Origin of the sequence: Curvibacter lanceolatus ATCC 14669, assembly GCF_000381265.1 — a bacterium.
Classification (GTDB): Bacteria; Pseudomonadota; Gammaproteobacteria; order Burkholderiales; family Burkholderiaceae_C; genus Curvibacter; species Curvibacter lanceolatus.
Genome location: NZ_KB906256.1, coordinates 86115 through 105391 on the forward strand (window position 1 = coordinate 86115; position 19277 = coordinate 105391).

17 protein-coding genes are annotated in these 19277 nt (G+C 69.7%); 8 read left to right on the forward strand and 9 right to left on the reverse strand.

Annotation, left to right across the window (positions count from 1 at the left end; genetic code table 11):
- Window positions 1-13 precede the first annotated feature (13 nt).
- Window positions 14-1855, reverse strand: coding sequence for a 7TM diverse intracellular signaling domain-containing protein (locus tag F624_RS0109170; protein ID WP_019573995.1), 1842 nt, complete (start codon window positions 1853-1855; stop codon window positions 14-16).
- A 90-nt stretch (window positions 1856-1945) separates the two neighbouring features.
- Here F624_RS0109170 and F624_RS0109175 point away from each other — a divergent pair, with 90 nt between their 5' ends.
- From F624_RS0109175 to panB, 5 genes are all read left to right on the forward strand, one after another.
- Complete coding sequence (locus tag F624_RS0109175; protein WP_019573996.1) at window positions 1946-3628, forward strand: SulP family inorganic anion transporter; 1683 nt, start codon at window positions 1946-1948, stop codon at window positions 3626-3628.
- Window positions 3629-3678: 50 nt separating this feature from the next.
- A complete protein-coding gene (locus F624_RS0109180; protein ID WP_019573997.1) occupies window positions 3679-3882 on the forward strand; it encodes a DUF3460 family protein in 204 nt (67 codons plus the stop codon).
- Between the two features lie 74 nt (window positions 3883-3956).
- The gene (locus tag F624_RS0109185; protein ID WP_019573998.1) at window positions 3957-4826 is read left to right on the forward strand and encodes a segregation and condensation protein A; all 870 of its coding nucleotides are present in this window, start codon (window positions 3957-3959) and stop codon (window positions 4824-4826) included.
- Window positions 4827-4869: 43 nt separating this feature from the next.
- Window positions 4870-6459, forward strand: a complete 1590-nt coding sequence (nadB, locus tag F624_RS0109190) for an L-aspartate oxidase (RefSeq protein WP_031254571.1) — start codon at window positions 4870-4872, stop codon at window positions 6457-6459.
- A gap of 22 nt (window positions 6460-6481) precedes the next feature.
- Entirely contained in the window at window positions 6482-7360 is an 879-nt protein-coding gene (gene panB, locus F624_RS0109195; RefSeq protein WP_019574000.1) for a 3-methyl-2-oxobutanoate hydroxymethyltransferase, read from the forward strand.
- Window position 7361: 1 nt separating this feature from the next.
- Here the strand turns inward: panB and F624_RS0109200 are convergent, their stop codons facing one another.
- Window positions 7362-8693 (reverse strand): MFS transporter, encoded by a 1332-nt coding sequence (locus F624_RS0109200; RefSeq protein WP_043425806.1) that lies wholly within the window; start codon window positions 8691-8693, stop codon window positions 7362-7364.
- Window positions 8694-8866: 173 nt separating this feature from the next.
- Between F624_RS0109200 and F624_RS0109205 the strand changes: the two genes are divergently transcribed.
- Together F624_RS0109205 and F624_RS0109210 are read left to right on the forward strand one after the other, a co-directional pair.
- Window positions 8867-11089: a PAS domain S-box protein gene (locus F624_RS0109205; RefSeq protein WP_245573597.1), complete on the forward strand. Its 2223-nt coding sequence runs from the start codon at window positions 8867-8869 to the stop codon at window positions 11087-11089.
- Window positions 11086-11697, forward strand: coding sequence for a response regulator transcription factor (locus tag F624_RS0109210; protein ID WP_019574002.1), 612 nt, complete (start codon window positions 11086-11088; stop codon window positions 11695-11697). The genes F624_RS0109205 and F624_RS0109210 overlap by 4 nt, the downstream gene beginning before the upstream one ends.
- Before the next feature lie 324 nt (window positions 11698-12021).
- Here F624_RS0109210 and F624_RS0109215 read toward each other — a convergent pair whose 3' ends face one another.
- Genes F624_RS0109215 through nadC form a run of 3 tightly spaced genes read right to left on the reverse strand, consistent with a single transcriptional unit; the run spans window position 12022 to window position 15793 of the window.
- Window positions 12022-13818, reverse strand: coding sequence for a chorismate-binding protein (locus F624_RS0109215; RefSeq protein WP_245573598.1), 1797 nt, complete (start codon window positions 13816-13818; stop codon window positions 12022-12024).
- Window positions 13815-14930 carry a quinolinate synthase NadA gene (gene nadA, locus F624_RS0109220; RefSeq protein ID WP_019574004.1) on the reverse strand — a complete coding sequence of 372 codons (1116 nt, stop codon included), beginning with the start codon at window positions 14928-14930 and terminating at the stop codon, window positions 13815-13817. Before nadA ends, F624_RS0109215 begins: the two co-directional genes overlap by 4 nt.
- Entirely contained in the window at window positions 14927-15793 is an 867-nt protein-coding gene (gene nadC, locus F624_RS0109225; protein ID WP_019574005.1) for a carboxylating nicotinate-nucleotide diphosphorylase, read from the reverse strand. Before nadC ends, nadA begins: the two co-directional genes overlap by 4 nt.
- A gap of 172 nt (window positions 15794-15965) precedes the next feature.
- Here nadC and panC point away from each other — a divergent pair, with 172 nt between their 5' ends.
- Window positions 15966-16814, forward strand: coding sequence for a pantoate--beta-alanine ligase (gene panC / locus F624_RS0109230; protein WP_019574006.1), 849 nt, complete (start codon window positions 15966-15968; stop codon window positions 16812-16814).
- 30 nt (window positions 16815-16844) lie between these two features.
- Here the strand turns inward: panC and F624_RS0109235 are convergent, their stop codons facing one another.
- The 4 genes from F624_RS0109235 to F624_RS0109250 all read right to left on the reverse strand — a co-directional run bounded on the left by F624_RS0109235 (window position 16845) and on the right by F624_RS0109250 (window position 19229).
- Complete coding sequence (locus F624_RS0109235; RefSeq protein ID WP_019574007.1) at window positions 16845-17864, reverse strand: NAD(P)H-dependent glycerol-3-phosphate dehydrogenase; 1020 nt, start codon at window positions 17862-17864, stop codon at window positions 16845-16847.
- A 54-nt stretch (window positions 17865-17918) separates the two neighbouring features.
- Window positions 17919-18365 (reverse strand): protein-export chaperone SecB, encoded by a 447-nt coding sequence (secB, locus tag F624_RS0109240; RefSeq protein ID WP_019574008.1) that lies wholly within the window; start codon window positions 18363-18365, stop codon window positions 17919-17921.
- Between the two features lie 154 nt (window positions 18366-18519).
- Complete coding sequence (gene grxC, locus F624_RS0109245; protein ID WP_019574009.1) at window positions 18520-18777, reverse strand: glutaredoxin 3; 258 nt, start codon at window positions 18775-18777, stop codon at window positions 18520-18522.
- A 44-nt stretch (window positions 18778-18821) separates the two neighbouring features.
- A complete protein-coding gene (locus F624_RS0109250) occupies window positions 18822-19229 on the reverse strand; it encodes a rhodanese-like domain-containing protein (protein WP_031254577.1) in 408 nt (135 codons plus the stop codon).
- Between the last annotated feature and the right edge of the window lie 48 nt (window positions 19230-19277).

Sequence of the window (19277 nt, forward strand, 5' to 3'; positions counted from 1 at the left end):
CGGGCCCTGAGGCCTAGGCGCGTGGCGAGGTGGTGAGCTGGTCGCTCCAGCTCAGGGATGTGGGTGGCGTGGCCGCCCGCCCGGAGTCGGTGGCCGGGTCCTGCCCCGGCTGCAGCAACTGCAGGGCGCGTCCACTGGCGGTGGCGTTCATCGCGTCGAGCAATGCCCCCAGGCGCTGCAGCAAGGCTTGGGCATCGCAGCCCGGAAAAAACCCCGCGGTGCAGGTCACCTGCAGGCGCAAAGTGGCCCCACCTGGCAGGCGCCCCGGTTGTGCCAGACCGCGTGCAATGATCATTTGCGCCAAGTCCAGCACCCCCTGGGGTTTGAAGTCTCCCTCCATCAGCAGCACGAAATCACCGTCGGCCAAGCGGGCCAGCGTGTCACCACTGCGCCGCACCACCTGCGAGATGCACTGGCTGGCCTGCAAGGTGGCCGCATCGAGCGCCGGCAGACCGGCCTCACGAAAGATGGCCTGCAGGTTGGCGATGCGGATGCGCATGACGGCACCCAGCCGGTGCTGCCGGTGCTGGCGCAAGATCAGGTGGTCCAGACGCTCGATCACCACATGCTCACTCGACAGGCCGGTCAGCGAGTCAATCCGCTTGAGTGCCAGGCGTTGCACCGCCTGGTCGCGCTGCAGCCGGCAGCGCCAGGCCAGCGCCAGCCCCAACAGACACAGCGCCAGCGCCAGGCCCGACGGCGCCCAACGCAGCAACACCCCCTCCCCCGGCAAGGCCCAGGCCGTGCCGCGCCAGGCGCCAACCCATTGCCAAGGGCCGAGCAGCAGCCAGCCGCCGAGCAACAGGGCCCCCAGGCCACGCTCACGCCGAACGGCAAGCCACGCCACGGCGCAGCCAAGCAGCCAGACCAGGGCGCCATAGCCACCGGCCGCCGGGCCCAGGGCCACACCCGACAAGGCCATCAAATTCAGCACCAACCCCAGCACCCCGAGCACCCCGCAGGCACTGCGCCAGCGGGGGGCCAGCGCGCTGCGCGCGAGGCCGCTGATGAACAAAAGCCCGAAGCCCTGTGCCAGCGATTGCCAAGCCTCGAACATTCGCTGGCTCCAGCCCCCACTGTCGGGCCACAGGTATTCGGCCCCCACCCCCCCTTGGGCGGCGGCAGCCACCGCCAGCGCCAGGCAGGCGCCCGAAAAATACAGGGGCAGGCTGTTCCGGTATTGCAGGGCCTGAACCAGCGACAGCACCCCCAGCAGCGACATGGCGCCCAAGGCAGCCCCCCACAGCAGGTGCACGGCCCGAGCATGGCGATCGAAGGCCGTGCGGTCCCACAGGCGCCAGGCCAGTTCGGCCGGCTGGCGCCCCTCCAGGCTCAGGTAAACCCGGCTCTGCCCGGGCTGCACCGTCCAGACGAATGCGGGGGACAAATGGGCCACTGGCCAGCGGGCCACCGGCAGCGACGCACCGGCCTCGGCCAAAAACCAGCGCTCATCCGCCAACGGCGCATGGAAGACCAGGCGCTGCACATCGGCCATCGGGATCTCCAGCACCACCTCACGCGGAGCCTGAACAGCGGGCAAGTCAACCGCCAGCCAATGCACGTTCGCGGGGCCCAGCGTGACGCGCTCGCCCGGACGGGCCGCGGCCCCCTCGGCGGCCGCAAAACGGCTCATCACACGGGCCGGCGTCTGGACTCCGCCCCCATCGACCAAATGCCAGGCCGGCACGGTCAGACCGCGCCAGGGCTCGGACAGAACCGGCGCCAGGGTCTGGGCGCCCAAAGGCCAAGTCAGCAAAAGGCCCAGCCCCAACCCCAGCCCCAGCAGCCAGCCCTGCCAGCGCCGGCCGGCACAGACACCGATCGACACCGCCCAAGATGCGATGAACGTTCCCATATACACAATGTAACAATTTTGCAAGCACCGGGACATCCCCGATCTGGGTGATGTGGACGCAGGCGCCAGCGCGGAACAGAATCCGAGCCAATGCACCTGCCTCACGCCCTTGCCCGTTTCCACCCCCGCCTGCTCGACACCTGCCGCGATTACAGCCGCGCCCGCTTCTGGCGCGATGCCGGCGCCGGGGTCACGGTGGGCATCGTGGCCCTGCCGCTGGCCATGGCCTTCGCGATTGCCTCGGGCATGAAGCCCGAGGCGGGGCTCTGGACCGCCATCATCGCGGGCTTTCTGATCTCGCTGCTGGGGGGCTCCAACGTTCAGATCGGCGGCCCGGCAGGCGCCTTCATCGTGGTGGTATACGGCATCATCGAGCGCCACGGCCTGGCCAATCTGCTGATTTCCACCAGCCTGGCGGGCGTGCTGCTGTTCCTGATGGGGCTGCTGCGCCTGGGCACGCTGGTGCGCTATGTGCCGGTGACCATCGTGGTCGGCTTCACCAACGGCATTGCGGTGCTGATCGCGCTGTCGCAGATGAAGGACTGGCTGGGCCTGCAGGTGCCGCGCATGCCGGCCGATTTCTTTTCGCAGCTGAACACGCTGTGGCTGCACCGGGGCAGCTTCAACCCGGCTGCCTTCGGCCTGGGCCTGGCCTGTGTGGTGGGGCTGTTCGCCTGGCCCTGGCTGTGGGGGCGCAAGCACCGCTTCCAGGCCACCCTGGACGACATCCCCGGCATGCGCCGCGCCTGGCGTGCGACCTCGCGCCTGCCCGGCCCGGTGGTGGCCCTGGTCACCCTCACGCTGCTGGCCTGGGTGCTGGGCCTGCAGGTCGAAACCATCGGCAGCCGCTTCGGCACCATCCCTACCGGCCTGCCTGAACTGGCCCTGCCCGATTTCAGCTGGGAAACCGCCAAGCACCTGCTCAACCCCACGCTCACCATCGCGCTGCTGGGGGCGGTCGAGTCGCTGCTGTGCGCCCGGGTGGCCGACCAGATCAGCAACACCCCGCGCCACGACCCCAACCAGGAGCTGATGGCCCAGGGCGTGGCCAACTTCGTCACGCCCCTGTTCGGCGGCATGCCGGCCACCGGCACCATCGCCCGCACCGTGACCAACATCCGCTCGGGCGCCAGCTCGCCAGTCTCGGGCCTGGTGCATGCTGTGACGCTCGCGCTGATCGTGCTGCTGGCCGCCCCGCTGGCGCTGTTGATTCCGCTGCCCGTGCTGGCCGGCATCCTGCTGTTTGTGGCCTGGAACATGGGGGAATGGCACGAGTTTGCCGACCTCAAGCACTACTCCGGCCATTACCGGCTGGTGATGCTGGGCACCTTTGTGCTCACCGTGGTGTTTGACCTGACGGTGGCCATCGAGGTGGGGCTGCTGCTGGCCTGCGCCCTGTTCATCCGGCGCATGAGCTCGCTGTTCAGCGTGGCCCCCCTGCCCGGCCAGGGGCCGGAGCTGCGCTTTCAGCTCTATGGCGCCCTGTTCTTCGGCGCGGTGGACCGCATCGACCGGCTGGTGAGTGCGGTGGAGCAGGCCCCGCCCGGCACCCGTGTGGTGCTGGAGGCGCATCAGCTCATCGCACTCGACTCGACCGGGGTCGATGCCTTGCGCCAGCTGCACCGGGTGGTGCGCCAGCACGGCGGCACCCTGCACCTGGAAGGGCTGCAGCCCCAGCCGCACGACCTGGCCAGGCGCTCGGGACTGAGCGCCGAACTGGCGGCTGCACAGGCCGAAGCACAGGCCCAAAACGACACCAGCCCCGGGCTTTGAGAGCCTGGCCACCCGAGGCCGCTAAAATCGCGCCCCAAAGGACTTGCAACATGTCGATCTTCGCCCGCCCACACTACACCTCTGACGCCACCCAGTTCATCGAACAGCTCAAGGCCGCCAAGCCCGAACTGGACGCCCAGCAACAAGCGGGCCGCGGCCTGCTGTGGGACCGCGAGCAAGACCGCGAATCCCAGGCAGGCTTCAAAGAGGCCCGCGTGCCGCAAAAGCCCTACGTCTACCAAAGCGGCCACTGAGGCCCCGGCCCGGCGCCCCACCCCCGGCCACTCACCGGCCCACCGCCCGGCGCGCGCCTGCCCCGCCCCCACCCATGAAGCCCAGCCCAGGCGCCGACACGGCGCAGCTCCCGCCTGCCCCTGACGGTGCCCCCGAAGGCGCGGCGATGCCAAGCGTGGTCGATCACGTGGCCGTGGCCCGCCTGTATGGCGAACCGCTGTTCGCCATGCCGACCGACCTGTACATCCCGCCCGATGCGCTGGAGGTCTTTCTGGAGGCCTTCGAAGGCCCGCTGGACCTGCTGCTCTACCTGATCCGCAAGCAGAACTTCAACATCCTCGACATCCCGATGGCAGGGGTGACGCGCCAGTACCTGGTGTATGTGGACGAGATCCGCACGCGCAACCTCGAACTGGCAGCCGAGTACCTGCTGATGGCGGCCATGCTGATCGAGATCAAGTCGCGCATGCTGCTGCCGCCCAAGCCCGCCCCCGAAGGGCAGGAGCCCGAAGACCCGCGTGCCGAGCTGGTGCGCCGCCTGCTCGAATACGAGCAGATGAAGCTGGCCGGCGCCAAGCTCAATGCCCTGCCCCATTTCGGGCGCGACTTCATGCGCGCCCAGGTGTACATCGAGCAAAGCCTGCAGCCGCGCTTTCCCGATGTGCACGTGGTCGACCTGCAGGAGGCCTGGCGCGACATCCTCAAACGGGCCCGCCTGGTGCAGCACCACCGCATCACCCGCGAAGAACTCAGCGTGCGCGAATACATGAGCAAGGTGCTGCGCGCCCTGCAGGGCCGCCGCTTTGTCGAGTTCGAAGACCTGTTCGAACCCGAAAAAGGCAGCACCGTGCTGGTGGTCACCTTCATCGCCCTGCTGGAGCTGGCCAAGGAAACCCTGATCGAGATCACCCAGGCCGAGGCCTTTGCCCCGATCTACGTGCGCCTGGCCTACACCCCGGCCTGAACGCCCCCCAGGGCCTGGCCCTGTGCCTTTTCACACTCCCCCACTGACCGTGACCGAATTCGACACCCTCATCGTCGGCAGCGGCCTGGCTGGCCTGTGCGCCGCCCTGCTGCTGGCCCCCACCCGCCGTGTGGCGGTGATCAGCAAGACCTGCCTGGACGCCGGTGCCAGCGGCATGGCCCAGGGCGGCATTGCCGCCGTGCTGGCCGAAGGCGACAGCTTTGACGACCATGTGCGCGACACCCTGGTGGCCGGGGCCGGCCTGTGCGACGAGGCCGCCACGCGTTTCGTGGTGCAGGGCGCACCGGCCGCCATGGCCTGGCTGCTGGCCCAGGGCGTGCCCTTCACCCAAGAACAGGGCACGCTGCACCTGACGCGCGAGGGCGGGCACAGCGCCCGCCGCATCGCCCATGTGGCCGATGCCACCGGCGCGGCCGTGCAGCGCACCCTGATGGACGTGGTGCGCCAAACCCCGGGCATCACGGTGCTGGAGCAGCACAGCCTGGTCGATCTGGTGCTGACCCCGGCCAGCGCCGACGGCGCCGCACGCCGCTGCCTGGGCGTGGAACTGCTGGACACCGCCCGTGGCCTGCGCCGCACCCTGCTGGCCCCGCACACCGTGCTGGCCAGCGGCGGCGCCGGCCAGGTGTTTGCCCACACCACCAACCCCGACACCTCCACCGGCTGCGGCATGGCCGCCGCCTGGCGCGCCGGTTGCCGCGTGGCCAACCTGGAGTTCGTGCAGTTCCACCCCACCAGCCTGTGCCACCCCGAGGCCCAGGGCTTTCTGATCAGCGAGGCGGTGCGCGGTGAAGGCGGCCTGCTCAAACGGCCGGCCGCGGCCGGCGGCCAGCGCTTCATGCCCGAGTACGACGCGCGCGCCGAACTGGCCCCGCGCGACGTGGTGGCCCGCGCCATCGACGCCGAGATGAAGCGCCACGGCCTGCCCTGTGTCGAACTGGACATCTCGCACCAGAGCCCGGCCTTTTTGCATGAGCACTTTCCCAACATCGCGGCGCGCTGCGCGGCCCTGGGCATCGACATCACGCGCCAGGCCATCCCGGTGGTGCCCGCCGCCCACTACACCTGCGGCGGCGTGCTGACCGACCTGGCCGGGCGCACCGACCTGCCGGGCCTGCTGGCCATTGGCGAGGTGGCCTGCACCGGCCTGCACGGTGCCAACCGACTCGCCAGCAACTCGCTGCTCGAATGCCTGGTGTTCGCGCGCGCCGCGGCCGACCACGTGCTGGCCGAGGCCCTGCCTGCCAGCCGCCCTGCCGCCCCGCCTGATCAAGCCCTGACCCCACCCGACCCGGCGCTGGAGGCCGATGCCGCCGCGCTGCGCCAGCAGCTGCGCGCCCTGATGTCGGCCCAGGTCGGCATCGTGCGCAGCGACGCCAGCCTGCAGGCCGCTGCCGAGGCCCTGGCCCCGCTGCAGGCCGCCAGTGAGCGCCTGTGGGCCCTGGGCCGGCCCAGCCGCGCCCTGCTGGAGCTGCGCAACCTGAGCCAGGTGGCCGCGCTGATGGTGCGCTCGGCGCGGCAACGCCAGGAGAGCCGGGGCCTGCACTTCAGCACCGACCACCCGCAGACCGACGCCGTGGCCCGGCCCACCGTGCTGCCTGGATCCCACTGAGAAGCCCCTGAGGAGACACACCATGAGCACCACCGACGCCCCCTTGAGCTCGCCCTACGGCACCCTGCCCCCGGCCTCGCCCGTGGCCACGCGCAAGCCGCTGAGCCTGCCGCGCCTGGCCGAGCTGCACGCCCGTGGCGAGAAGATCACCATGCTCACCGCCTACGACGCCACCTTCGCCGCCATGGCCGATGCCGCCGGGGTGGAGTGCCTGCTGGTGGGGGATTCGCTGGGCATGGTCTGCCAGGGTCTGCCCAGCACCGTGGGCGTGAGCCTGGACACCCTGTGCTACCACACCGAAAGCGTGGCCCGGGGCCTGCGCCGCGTGCAGGGCACGGCCTGGATCATCGGCGACCTGCCCTTTGGCAGCTACCAGAGCAGCCGCGAGCAGGCGCTGGAAAGCGCCGTGGCCCTGCTGCAGGCCGGCGCCCACATGGTGAAGCTCGAAGGGGGTGGCTGGACCACCGAGACGGTGCGCTTCATGGTGGAGCGCGGCATCCCCGTGTGCGCCCACCTGGGCCTGACCCCGCAGACCGTGCACGCCCTGGGCGGCTACCGGGTGCAGGGCCGGGGTGACAGCGCCGCCCTGCTGAAGGAACAGGCCCTGGCCCTGGAGGCCGCAGGCGCCAGCATGCTGGTGCTGGAAATGGTGCCGGCCGCCCTGGCCGGCGAGCTGACCCGCGCGCTGACGCGCTGCGCCACCATCGGCATCGGCGCCGGCCCGGACACCGCGGGCCAGGTGCTGGTCATGCACGACATGCTGGGCATCAACCTGGGCAAGAACCCGAAGTTCGTGCGCAACTTCATGGACGGCGCCGGCAGCGTGCAGGCCGCCCTGCAGGCCTATGTGCGCGCCGTCAAGGACGGCAGTTTTCCGGACCCGGCGCTGCACGCCTGGTGAGTCAGGCCCCTTTTTCAGCGTCGATGCGCGAGGTGCTGCGCGTGTCGCGCATGCACCAGCACACGATCAACGTGCAGGCGATCACGGCGGTGGCATACCAGTAGAAGCCGCTCTCCAGCCCCGCCTGCTTGAACCACAGCGCCACGTACTCGGCCGTGCCGCCAAACACCGACACCGCCAGCGCATAGGGCACGCCCACCCCGGTGGCGCGGATGGCGGCCGGGAACAACTCGGCCTTCACCACCGCATTGATCGAGGTGTAGCCCGACACGATCAGCCAGGCGCAGGCGATCAGGCCAAAGGCCTCCCACGGGCCTTGGGCATGGCGGATGGCGCTCAGCAGTGGCACGGTGAAGATCGTGCCCAGCAGCGCAAAGCCCACCAGCAAGGGGCGGCGGCCCACGCGGTCGGACAGCGCGCCGTAGATCGGCTGCAGCAGCATGGCAAACACCAGCGAGGCGGCCGACACGGCGGTGGTCTGGCTGTCTGTCAAGCCCACCGACAGGCGCAGAAACTTCTGCATGTAAGTGGTGTAAACGTAGAACGCCAGCGTGCCGCCCATGGTCAGGCCGATCACCAGCAACACCTCGCGCGGGTGCTGGGCCAGTTGGCGCAGGCCGCTCAGGGGCTTGGCCTTGCTGCGGTTGGCCTCGAACGAGGCGGTTTCATGCAGGTCTTTGCGCATGCGCAAGGCCAGCACGGCCAGGCCGGCACCGATCAGAAACGGAATGCGCCAGCCCCAGTCACGCAGCTGGGCATCGGTCAGCAACAGGTGCTGCAGCACCAGCAAGACCAACAGTGCCGTCAGCTGCCCGCCGATCAGGGTCACGTACTGGAAGCTGGCGTAAAAACCCCGGTGCTTGGAGGTGGCCATCTCGGACAGGTAGGTGGCGCTGGAGCCATATTCGCCGCCCAGGCTCAGGCCCTGCAGCAGGCGCGCCAGCAACAGCAGCGCGGGTGCCCAGGCCCCGGCCACCGCATAGGTGGGGGCGCAGGCAATGATCAGCGAGCCCAGGCACATCAGCAGCACCGAGCCCATCAAGGCGTTCTTGCGCCCGCTGCGGTCGGCGATGCGGCCAAACAGCAGACCGCCCAGCGGCCGGATGAAAAAGCCCAGCGCAAAGATGCCCGCGGTGGACATCATCTGCGCCGTGGCGTCCTGGGCCGGGAAGAAGGAATTCGCAAAGTACAGCGAGAAGGCCGCGTAGGTATAGAAGTCATACCACTCGACCAGGTTGCCGGCCGAGCCGATCAGGATGGCGCGCAGGCGCCGGGCTTCAATGCGTTCGGGCGCGGCAGCCGAGGCTGCAGCGCCGCGGGCGGGTGCATTCATGTGGTTTGTCTCCATGCAAAGGGTTTCACGCCATTGTCAAAATCGCCGCGCCACACCGCATCCGTGCCCGCCGGGGCACCGTTCTGCGTAAAACTACGCAGAAACTGCCGCTCAAGCGTCTGGTCACGACCGCTCGCGCTATCGTTGGCGCCCACCCCTCCAGCCTGACCACCGTGCTCCACCGCCTCCAGCCCCTCATCCAGCCCCAGCTGCAACGCCTGGCCCACCCGCGCGCGCTGGCCTGGCTGGGCCTGGGCCTGCTGACTGCCGTGGCCGTGGGCGGGGCCGGCCATTGGGCCGAACGCCGCGAGCTGCAGGCCAAGACGGCCGAACTGCACCAGGCCGCCGAGGTGTACAGCCTGGCCCTGCGCGGGGTGGCCGAGCGCTACGACTACCTGCCCTATGCGGCGGCCCGCCACCCCGAGGTGCTGGCCCTGCTGGCCCAGCCCGATCTGCCCCAGCGGCGCCAGCAGGTGAACCGCTACTTTGAAGACCTGCGCGGGCGCACCGACTCGGCCGCGCTGTACGTGATGGACCTGAACGGCCAGGCCCTGGCCGCCAGCAACTGGGCCACCCCGAACAGCTTTGTGGGCCAGTCGTACCGGCAGCGGCCCTACTTTGAGCAAGCCAGCCAGGGGGTGCGCAACACCTTCTATGGGGTGGGCCTGACCACCGGGGCCCCGGGCCTGTTCATTGCCGAGCCCGTGCGCCAGCAAGGCGTGGTGCGCGGCGTGGTCGCCGTCAAGGTGGGGCTGGACGAGCTGAGCCGCGCCTGGGCCAAGGCCGCCGCACCGGTGCTGCTGCAAGACAGCCGCGGCATCGTGTTCTTGAGCTCCGAGCCCGACTGGCTGTACCGCAGCAGCCGCCCGCTGTCGCCCGAGGACCTGGCCTGGCTGGCCCGGCACGAGCAGTACGGCCCGCCGCAGACCCAGACCTACCCGGCCCTGCCCTGGCGGCTGGAGCGCTCTGCCGATTTGGCCGAGTACCGGCTGCACACACGCCAGGGTGGGCGCCAGCGCGAGCTGCTGGCCCTGGACACGCCCCTGCCCGAGCTGGGCTGGACCCTGACCGTGAGCACCGACCTGGCCGAGGTGGACCAGGCCCGGCACCAGGCCCTGGCCCTGGCCACCCTGGGCGCGGCGGTGCTGCTGCTGGCCGCCCTGGGCTGGCAGCAGCGCGAGCGCCGCTTTGCCGAGCAGCGCCAGGCCCGGCAGGAGCTGGAGCTGCGCGTGCAGGAGCGCACACGCGACCTGCAACTGGCACACGCCTTTCGCAAGGCCATGGAAGACTCGCTGCTGGTGGGCATGCGGGCACGCAACCGGGAAGGCCGCATCATCTACGTCAACCCCGCCCTGTGCGAGATGGTGGGCTACCGGGTCGACGAGCTGCTGGGCTGCCTGCCGCCCTACCCCTACTGGCACCCCGACGAGCTGGACCGCCACCAGCGCGACAGCGAGGCCGCGCTGCAAGGCCGCGCCGCGCCACAAGGTTTCGAGTCGCGCATCCGGCACCGCGACGGGCATGACGTGATCACCATGGTCTACACCGCCCCGCTGATCGACGAGCAGGGCCAGCACCTGGGCTGGATGAGCTCGGTGGTGGACATCACCGCCCAGCGCCAGGCCGAGCAGCGCCAGCGCGAGCAGGCCCTGCAACTGCAGCGCAGCGCGCGCCTGGCCAGCCTGGGCGAGATGGCCTCCACCCTGGCCCACGAGCTGAACCAGCCGCTGATGGCCTTGTCGAACTTTGCCCTGGCGGCCCAGACCCTGGCCCGCCAGGGCCCGCCCGAGCTGCTGCAATCGGCGCTGGGCGACATCGTGGCCCAGGCGCGCCGCGCCGGCGAGATTGTGCAGCGCGTGCGCGGCCTGATCCGCCCCCAGGGCGGCCAGCACCAGGCCTGCGATCTGGCCCAGGTGGTGGAGCGCGTGCAGGGCCTGCTGCAGGCCGAGCTGGCCGCCGCCCCGCTGCAGCTGGACCGCGCCGCACTGGCCGCCCTGCCCCCCGTGCGCGGCGACCGCCTGCTGCTGGAGCAGCTGCTGATCAACCTGCTGCAAAACGCGCTGCAGGCCACCGAACACCTGCCCGCCGCCCGCCGCGCCCTCGAATTGAGCGCCGGCGTGCAGGGCGAACAGGTGGAGCTGTGCGTGGCCGACCACGGCCCAGGGGTGTCGGCCGCCCTGCGCGAACAGGTGTTCAACCCCTTTTTCAGCACCAAGGCCGACGGCCTGGGCCTGGGCCTGAACATCTGCCGCACCCTGGTGGAGGCCCACGGCGGCCAGCTGGGGGTGCGCGGGCGCGATGATGGGCAAGCGGGCGCCGTGTTCTTCTTCACCCTGCCCCTGATGGCCCTGGCGCCCCCAGAACATCCAGAGCCACTGACACCCGCATCGACATGAGCCCCACCACCCCCACCCTGTTCCTGGTTGACGACGACGAGGCCGTGCGCCGCTCGCTGTTGCTGCTGCTGTTTGCCCAGGGCCTGCCGGTGCAGGGCTTTGAATCGGGCGAAGCCTTCTTGCAGGCCTTGGCCCCCGGCCAGACCGGCTGCGTGGTCCTGGACCTGCGCATGGGTGGGCAAAGCGGCATGGCCGTGCTGGAGCAGCTGCGCCAGCGCCGCAGCCCGCTGGTGGTGCTGTTTCTGTCGGGCCATGGCGACATCCCCACCGCGCTGGAGGCGGTGCGCCAGGGCGCCTTCGACTGGGTCGTCAAACCCGACACCGGCCGCCTGCTGGAGCGCCTGCCCGCGGCCCTGGCCGAAGCCCAGGCGCGCGCCCACGCCCTGCAGCAATGGGACAGCCTGACCCAGCGCGAACGCGAGGTGGCCCGCCTGGTCGGCCTGGGCTGGGCCAACAAAGAGATCGCCCGCCAACTGGAGCCGCCCTGCAGCCCCCGCTCGGTGGAAACCCACCGCGCCCACCTGTTTGCCAAGCTGGGCCTGGGCAACGACAACGAGCTGGGGCGGTGGCTGACGCGGCAGGGGTGGCTGGTGGGGGGTGGGGTCTGAGCAACACCGCGCTTTGAAGCCCGCTCGACCCGTCATTGCGATGACCGGGGCTCAGCAATGATCTTCGCGGCAACAACCTTTGCCGAAGCTTTATCTGCAACAAACGCCAACAGGTATCCCTTGCCGTATTCGCTTTCAACAGCGTTCGACCCCACCCAATAGGCTGGATTTTCGTCGTCGTAGTACGCAGTCGGCGTTCCGAATTCGTGGGCTGTGGTGGCCTGGCGGTACGCTGGGTAGGCTGAACATCAATATAGGGCCCAAGTCAGCCACACCAGCAGCCGCACCTCGGGTGGTGCGCGCCACTGGCTTGTGCAGCAGCCCTCACTCGGCGACGGCCACCCGCGCCGGAATCACCCCCCGCAAACTGTTCACAAACGCCAGCGCCTGCACCCGGGGCAGGTCACTCACGCGCACCACGTCCTCGCTCAGCCAGCCCTCCTGCAGGGCGGCTTCGCGGCCCACGCCGTCGAGCAGGCCGCAGTGCAGGGGCGGGGTGAGCCATTGGCCGTCGAGCAGCAGGGCCACGTTGCCGCGGGTGCATTCGGTGATCTCACCACGCTCGTTCCACAGCAGGGTGTCGAAGATGCCGGGCTGGGCCGGGGCCATGGCTTCGTAGTGAGCGCGGCGCGTGGTCTTGTAGCGGGTGAATTCGCTGAAGGCCTCGCGGAAGGCGCCGGGGGCCAGGCGCAGGGTGACCTGGGGGGGCGAATCGTCCAGGGCAAAGGCCTCGGCGTGGGCCAGGCCCTGGGCATCGAGCAGCAGGCGCACACGCCAGCGGCCCTGGGGGTGGCGGCGCACCAACTGGGCCAGCACCTTGTGCACGTGGTCCTCATCCCAGCGCACATTGAAGTGGCGGGCGGCACGGGCCATGCGGGCCAGGTGCAACTGGCCGTGGCACAGGGCGCCGTCCTGCAGTCTCAGGGTTTCCAGAATCTCGAAGGGCTGGCTGGCGCGCTCCAGAAAGCCTTGCTTGTGTTGCCATTCACGCCATTCGCCCACCGCCTGGGCGGCCGCGGTGATGCCGCTGCCGACACCGCAGCGGGCCTCACGCCCCTGCAGGCCCACAGTGCGGATGGGCACGTTGAAGGTGGCCGCCCCGCCGGGGCGCAGCACGCCGATGGCGCCGCAGTACACGCCGCGCGGCCCGGCCTCCAGGGCCTGGATGGCCTTCATCGCCTGCACCTTGGGGGCGCCGGTGACCGAGCCGCAGGGGAACAGGGCGCTGAACACGTCCAGCAGCCGGGTGCCGGGCCGGGTGCGGGCCTGCACATCGGAGGTCATCTGCCACACCGAAGGCAGGGCTTCGACCTGGAACAGCTGCGGCACGCTGACGCCAAAGGGGTCGGCCAGGCGTGACAGGTCGTTGCGCAGCAGGTCGACGATCATCACGTTCTCGGCCTGCTCCTTGGCGCTCTCAAGCAGGGCCTGGCGCTGCGCCGCGTCGGCGGCCGGGGTGGCGCCGCGCGGGGCGGTGCCTTTCATGGGGCGGGTGAGCAACTGGCCGTCGCGCCAGTCAAAGAACAGCTCGGGCGAGACCGACAACCATTGCTCTTCACCGGTCTGGATCAGCGCCGCATAGCCGCCGGGCTGGGCGCGTTGCAGGGCGTCGAACAGGGCGCGGCCGGCCTCGGCCTCGGTGATGCGCAGATCGGGCTCGGTGTCCACCAACTGGCCCAGGCGCTGCGCCGTGAGGTTGACCTGGTAGAAGTCGCCCGCGGCAATCTGCTGCTGCAGCTGCTCGAAGGGGCGCTGAAAATCCGCGGCCTCGTCCAGCGGCTGCCAATCGACGCGGGCCGGCAGGGCCTCGCCCTCGTCGGGTGCGGGCCAGGGCCGGGGCTGGTCGAACACGGCAAACCAGGCCAGCGGCCCTGCTTCGGCGGGGTGCACCTGCAGCGCCGAGTCAAAGGCTGGCGCGGCTTCGTAGCGCAAATAGCCCAGCACCCAGCGGCCGGCCTGGGCCGCGGCCTCGGCGGCCAGCAGCACCGGGGCCACCTCGCTCAGCTCGCGGGCCTGCAGCACTTGCTGGGGCTGGGTGAAGGCGTGGCGGGTGCGCGGGCCGGCCGGGTCGTGGGGGTCGGCAAAGTCGAGCAGAACGCGCACATCACCCGGGGTGTTCAAGCGGCCCCCAGGTGCGGCACCAGGCCGGCGGTGGGCTGGCCGTTCTTGAGCGCGGCGGTGTAGGCCAGCATGCGGTCGATGGGCAGGCGGGCGCGCGGGATCAGGGCCGGGTCCACCAGCACTTCGTTGGCGCCGGTCTCGAGCACGCGGGCCACGTCGGCCAGGCCGTTCATGGCCATCCAGGGGCAGTGCGCGCAGCTCTTGCAGGTGGCGCTGTTGCCGGCGGTGGGCGCCTCATAGAAGGTCTTGCCGGGGTTTTGCGTGCGCAGCTTGTGCATCATGCCGTTGTCGGTGGCCACGATGAACTCGCTGGCCGGCAGCTCGCGCGCCGCCTTGAGGATGACCGAGGTGGAGCCGACCACGTCGGCCAGGGCCACCACATCGGCCGGCGACTCGGGGTGCACCAGCACCTTGGCCTGGGGGTGCTGCGCCATCAGGGCCTGCAGCTCGAAGGCCTTGAACTCGTCGTGCACGATGCAGGCGCCGTTCCAGAACAGCATGTCGGCACCGGTTTCGCGCTGGATGTAATGGCCCAGGTGGCGGTCGGGCGCCCACAGGATCTTCTGGCCCTGGTCTTTCAGGGCCTGCACGATGTCGAGCGCGCAGCCCGAGGTGACCATCCAGTCGGCACGGGCCTTCACGGCGGCGCTGGTGTTGGCGTACACCACCACGGTGCGGTCGGGGTGGGCGTCGCAGAAGGCACTGAAAGCGTCGGTGGGGCAACCCAGGTCGAGCGAGCAGGTGGCATCGAGGTCGGGCATCAGGATGCGCTTGTGCGGCGACAGGATCTTGGCGGTCTCACCCATGAAGCGCACGCCCGAGACCACCAGGGTCTGGGCCGCGTGGTCGCGGCCGAAGCGGGCCATCTCCAGCGAGTCGCTGACCAGGCCACCGGTCTCTTCGGCCAGGTCCTGCAGGTCGGGGTGCACATAGAAGTGCGACACCATGACGGCGTTGCGCTCTTTCAGCAGGCGGCGGATGCGGTCTTTGAGCGCCCCGCGCTCGGCCTGGCTGGGCTCGGGCGGCACGCGGGCCCAGGCGCGGCGGGTGTCGCACACGCTGCCTTCGGCCAGGGCCGGCTGTTCGTAGTCGATGTCAATCACGGCGCTCATGCCCAGTCCTCGAATCGCATGGAGAAATCGGTGGCCTTGACGTCCTTGGTCAGGCCGCCGATGGAGATGCGGTCGACCCCGGTGGCGGCCAGTTCGGCCAGGCGCTCCAGGGTCACGCCGCCCGAGATCTCGAGCACGGCACGGCCGGCGTTCAGGCGCACGGCCTCGTGCAGGGTGGGCAGGTCCATGTTGTCGAGCAGCACCATGCGGGCGCCAGCGTCAAGCGCCTCTTGCAGCTGGGCCAGGGTCTCGACCTCGATCTCGATGAACTGGGCCTGCGCCGCCACCGCCTGGGCCGCGGCCAGCACGGGGCGGATGCCGCCGGCGGCAGCAATGTGGTTCTCTTTGATCAGCACGGCGTCGTACAGGCCGATGCGGTGGTTCAGACCGCCCCCGGTGCGCACGGCGTATTTCTGGGCCAGACGCAGGCCGGGCAGGGTCTTGCGGGTGTCGACGATGCGGGCCCGGGTGCCCTGCACCGCGGCCACGTGCTGGGCGGTGCGGGTGGCCACAGCACTCAGCAGTTGCAGAAAATTGAGGGCCGTGCGCTCGGCCGTGAGCAGGGCCCGGGCCTCGCCCTGCACCTCCAGCACCACCTGATCGGCCTGGCAGGCCTGGCCTTCGGCCACCTGCCAGCGCAGCTCGGCGCTGGGATCGCAGTGGCGGATCACGGCCTCGGCCCAGGGCTGGCCGCACAGCACGGCGGGTTCACGCACCAGCACGCGGGCGGTGATGCGGCGCCCCGGGGGCACCAGGGCGGCGGTCAGGTCGGCCGGGCCCACATCCTCTTGCAGTGCCCGGGCCACATCGGACTGCGCCAGCGCCGCCAGCTCGGCTGGCGAGAACTCAAGCAATTTCGTCATGGGCGCGAAGCATAGCCGCTGCGCCAAGGGCTTTCAGCAAACTGTCATGTTTTGTACAAACGGACAGCGCTGTCTTGCGCCAATGCACCCCATCGATACATTTTGATACTTCACCGGCGATTACACTCGCGCCCATTTTGGGCCTGGCCCAAGCTGATGTCGGAGACAGAACTTGAAGATTGTTCACAGCGTGGCGGAGCTTCGCCAGACCCTTGCCAGCGCCCAGCGCCCGGCTTTTGTGCCCACCATGGGCAATCTGCACGAGGGGCATCTGTCGCTGATCCGGCAGGCCCGCCCCCTGGGCGATGTGAGCGTGGCGAGCATCTTTGTGAACCGGCTGCAGTTTCTGCCGCACGAAGACTTTGACAGCTACCCGCGCACCTGGGAGGCCGACTGCGCCAAGCTGGAAGCCGCGGGCTGCGATGTGCTGTTTGCCCCGCGCGAGGTCGATCTGTACCCCGAGCCCCAGACCTTCAAGGTGCAGCCCGACCCGGCACTGGCCGATTTGCTGGAGGGCGAGTTCCGCCCCGGTTTCTTCACCGGCGTGTGCACGGTGGTGATGAAGCTGTTCTCGGCGGTGTTTGCCGGCCATGCCGAAGGGGTGTCGGTGTTCGGCAAGAAGGACTACCAGCAGCTGATGGTGATCCAGCGCATGGTGCAGCAGTTTGCGCTGCCGATCACGGTACTGGGGGCCGAGACCACGCGCAGCGAGGCCGGCCTGGCCCTGTCCTCACGCAATGGCTACCTGAGCGAGGCCGAGCGCGCCGAGGCGCTGCAACTGTCGCTGGCGCTGCGGGGCCTGGGGCGCGAGGCGCTGGCCGCGGCGCATGCGCTGCCGCAGCAGCGCGAGGCCCTGGAGGCCGCCGCCCTGGGCGCCCTCAAGGCGCGCGGTTGGGCACCCGACTACCTGACCGTGCGCCGCCGCAGTGACTTGCAGGCCCCCCAGGCGGGCGACCCGCTGGTGGTGCTGGGTGCGGCGCGCCTGGGCAGCACGCGCCTGATCGACAACCTGGAGATCTGAACCGGTGTTGACCCGCTGAGCCCACCGGGCTCAGACCATCTCACCCTTGGGGCCGCGCCCCATCAGGGCGGCCACGGCTTCGGCCGGCTGCAGCTGGCCGTCGAGCAAGGCCACCACGGCCTCGGAGATCGGCATCTCCACCCCCAGCAGGCGGGCACGCTGCACCACGGTGCGGGCGCTGTACACGCCCTCGGCCACGTGGCCCAGCGAATCGACCGCCTGTTGCAGGCTGTGGCCGGCCGCGAGCAGCAGGCCGACCTGGCGGTTGCGGCTCAGGTCGCCGGTGGCGGTGAGCACCAGATCGCCCAGGCCCGACAGGCCCATGAAGGTGTCGGCCCGGGCGCCCAGGGCCAGGCCCAGGCGGGTCATCTCGGCCAGGCCACGGGTGATCAGGGCGGCCCGGGCGTTCAGGCCCAGGTCCAGCCCATCGCACAGGCCGGTGGCAATGGCCAGCACGTTCTTGACCGCGCCGCCCACCTCGACGCCCACCAGGTCGTCGTTGGCGTACACGCGCAGGCTGGGTCCGTGCAGGGCCTCGACCAGGGCCTGGCGCACAGACGCCTGCTGGCTGGCCGCCACCAGGGCGGTGGGCTTGGCCTCGGCCACCTCGCGAGCGAAGCTGGGGCCGCTCAGGGTGCCCACCGCCAGACGCGGGGCCACCTGCTCGGCGATTTCATGGGCCAGCAAGCCGTGCAAGCCCTGGCCTGCATCGGCATCGGCCACGCGTTCAAACCCCTTGCACAGCCAGGCCACGGGCACCGTCAGGTCCGCCAGCGCGGCCAGGGTGGCGCGCAAGGCGGCCATGGGGGTGCCGATGATCACCAGATCGCTGTCGGCCGCCAAAGGGGCCAGCGGCGCGGCGCTCAGGGCGAGGGATTCGGGCAGGGGGGACTGCGGCAGGTAGCGCTGGTTGCGGCGCAAGGCCTGCATGGCGGCCACCTGGGCCGCATCACGGCCCCACAAGGTGACCTGGTGGGCGGCCGGTGCAGCACAAACGCCAATGGCCAGGGCCGTGCCCCAGGCACCGGCTCCGGCGACGACTATTTTCATATCGGACGCAACAGGCACCCGGCCCTGCCAAGGCAGGCCGGGCGCAGCGGCTGTTTACTGAGCCACCTGGCCTGCGGCCTGGGCTTGCTGCTGTTCGTACATGGCCTGGAAGTTGATTTCAGCCAGGTGCACGGGCGGGAAGCCGCCGCGCTGGATGATGTCGGCCACGTTGCCGCGCAGGTAGGGGTACACGATCTGCGGGCAGGCGATGCCCAGGATGGCGCCCATCTGGTCTTCGGGCAGGTTGCGGATCTCGAAGATGCCGGCTTGCTTGGCCTCGACCAGGAACACGGTGCGGTCCTTGATCTTGGTCTGCACGGTGGCGGTCACGGTCACTTCGACGATGCCGTCGGCCACCGGGGTGGCGTCCACGCCGAGCTGGATGTCGACGCTGGGCTGCTCTTGTTCGAGCAGGATGGCGGGGGAATTCGGCTGCTCAAGCGACAGGTCCTTGAGGTAAACGCGCTGGATCTGGAAAACGGGATCTTGTTGCTCGGCCATGAGGTTTCTCGGTTCACAAAAACAAGACACCGCCTGCAGTCCAGGGTCGGTGCCCATTAAAAGAAAACCCGCCGCGGAAGCGTTACCGCAGCGGGCACTCAAGCGCCATTATCTCAGCAGAAAAAGGCGCTTTTGCGGCAGCGCGTTGAGGCGTTCAAGCGCCCAGCAGAGGCAGCAGGCCGCCACGCCCGTCCAGGGCCATCAGATCGTCGCAGCCGCCCACATGGGTGTCGCCGATGAAGATCTGGGGCACGGTGCGCCGGCCGGTGATCTGCATCATGTGGTCGCGCTGGGCGGGGTCGGCATCGATGCGGATCTCTTCGATCTCGGTCACGCCCTTGGCCTTGAGGATCTGCTTGGCGCGGATGCAATAAGGGCAGACGGCAGTGGTGTACATCTTCACGGGCTGCATGGGGACAATTTCCTTGCTGGGTAGATACAGGAGATGGGCCCGGGTCAGGCCTTTTCAACCGGCAGATTAGCCTCTTTCCAGGCTTTGAGCCCGCCGCTCAGGGCTTGGGCCTGCTGGTAACCCAGTTTTTGGGCGGTCTTGACGGCCGGGCCGCCGCGCGAGCCGCTGGCGCACACGAAGATCACCGGCAGGGCCTTGTTCTTGACCACCTCGGGCAGGCGCGCCTCCAGTTGGTCCAGCGGCACGCTGCGCGCGCCGTTCACATGGGCCTGGGCATAGTCGGCCGCATCGCTGACATCCACCACCACGGCTTTTTCGCGGTTGATGAGCTGCACGGCATCGGCGGTGGACAGGCCCACGGCAGAGGCGCCCTTGAGGGTGGGCCACAGCAGCATCACGCCTGAACTCAGGGCAATGACGAGCAGCATCCAGTTGTCGGTAATGAATTTCACGGGGTTCCTTGGGTTGGCAAACCCGACAATTTTAGAATGCTGGGTTTC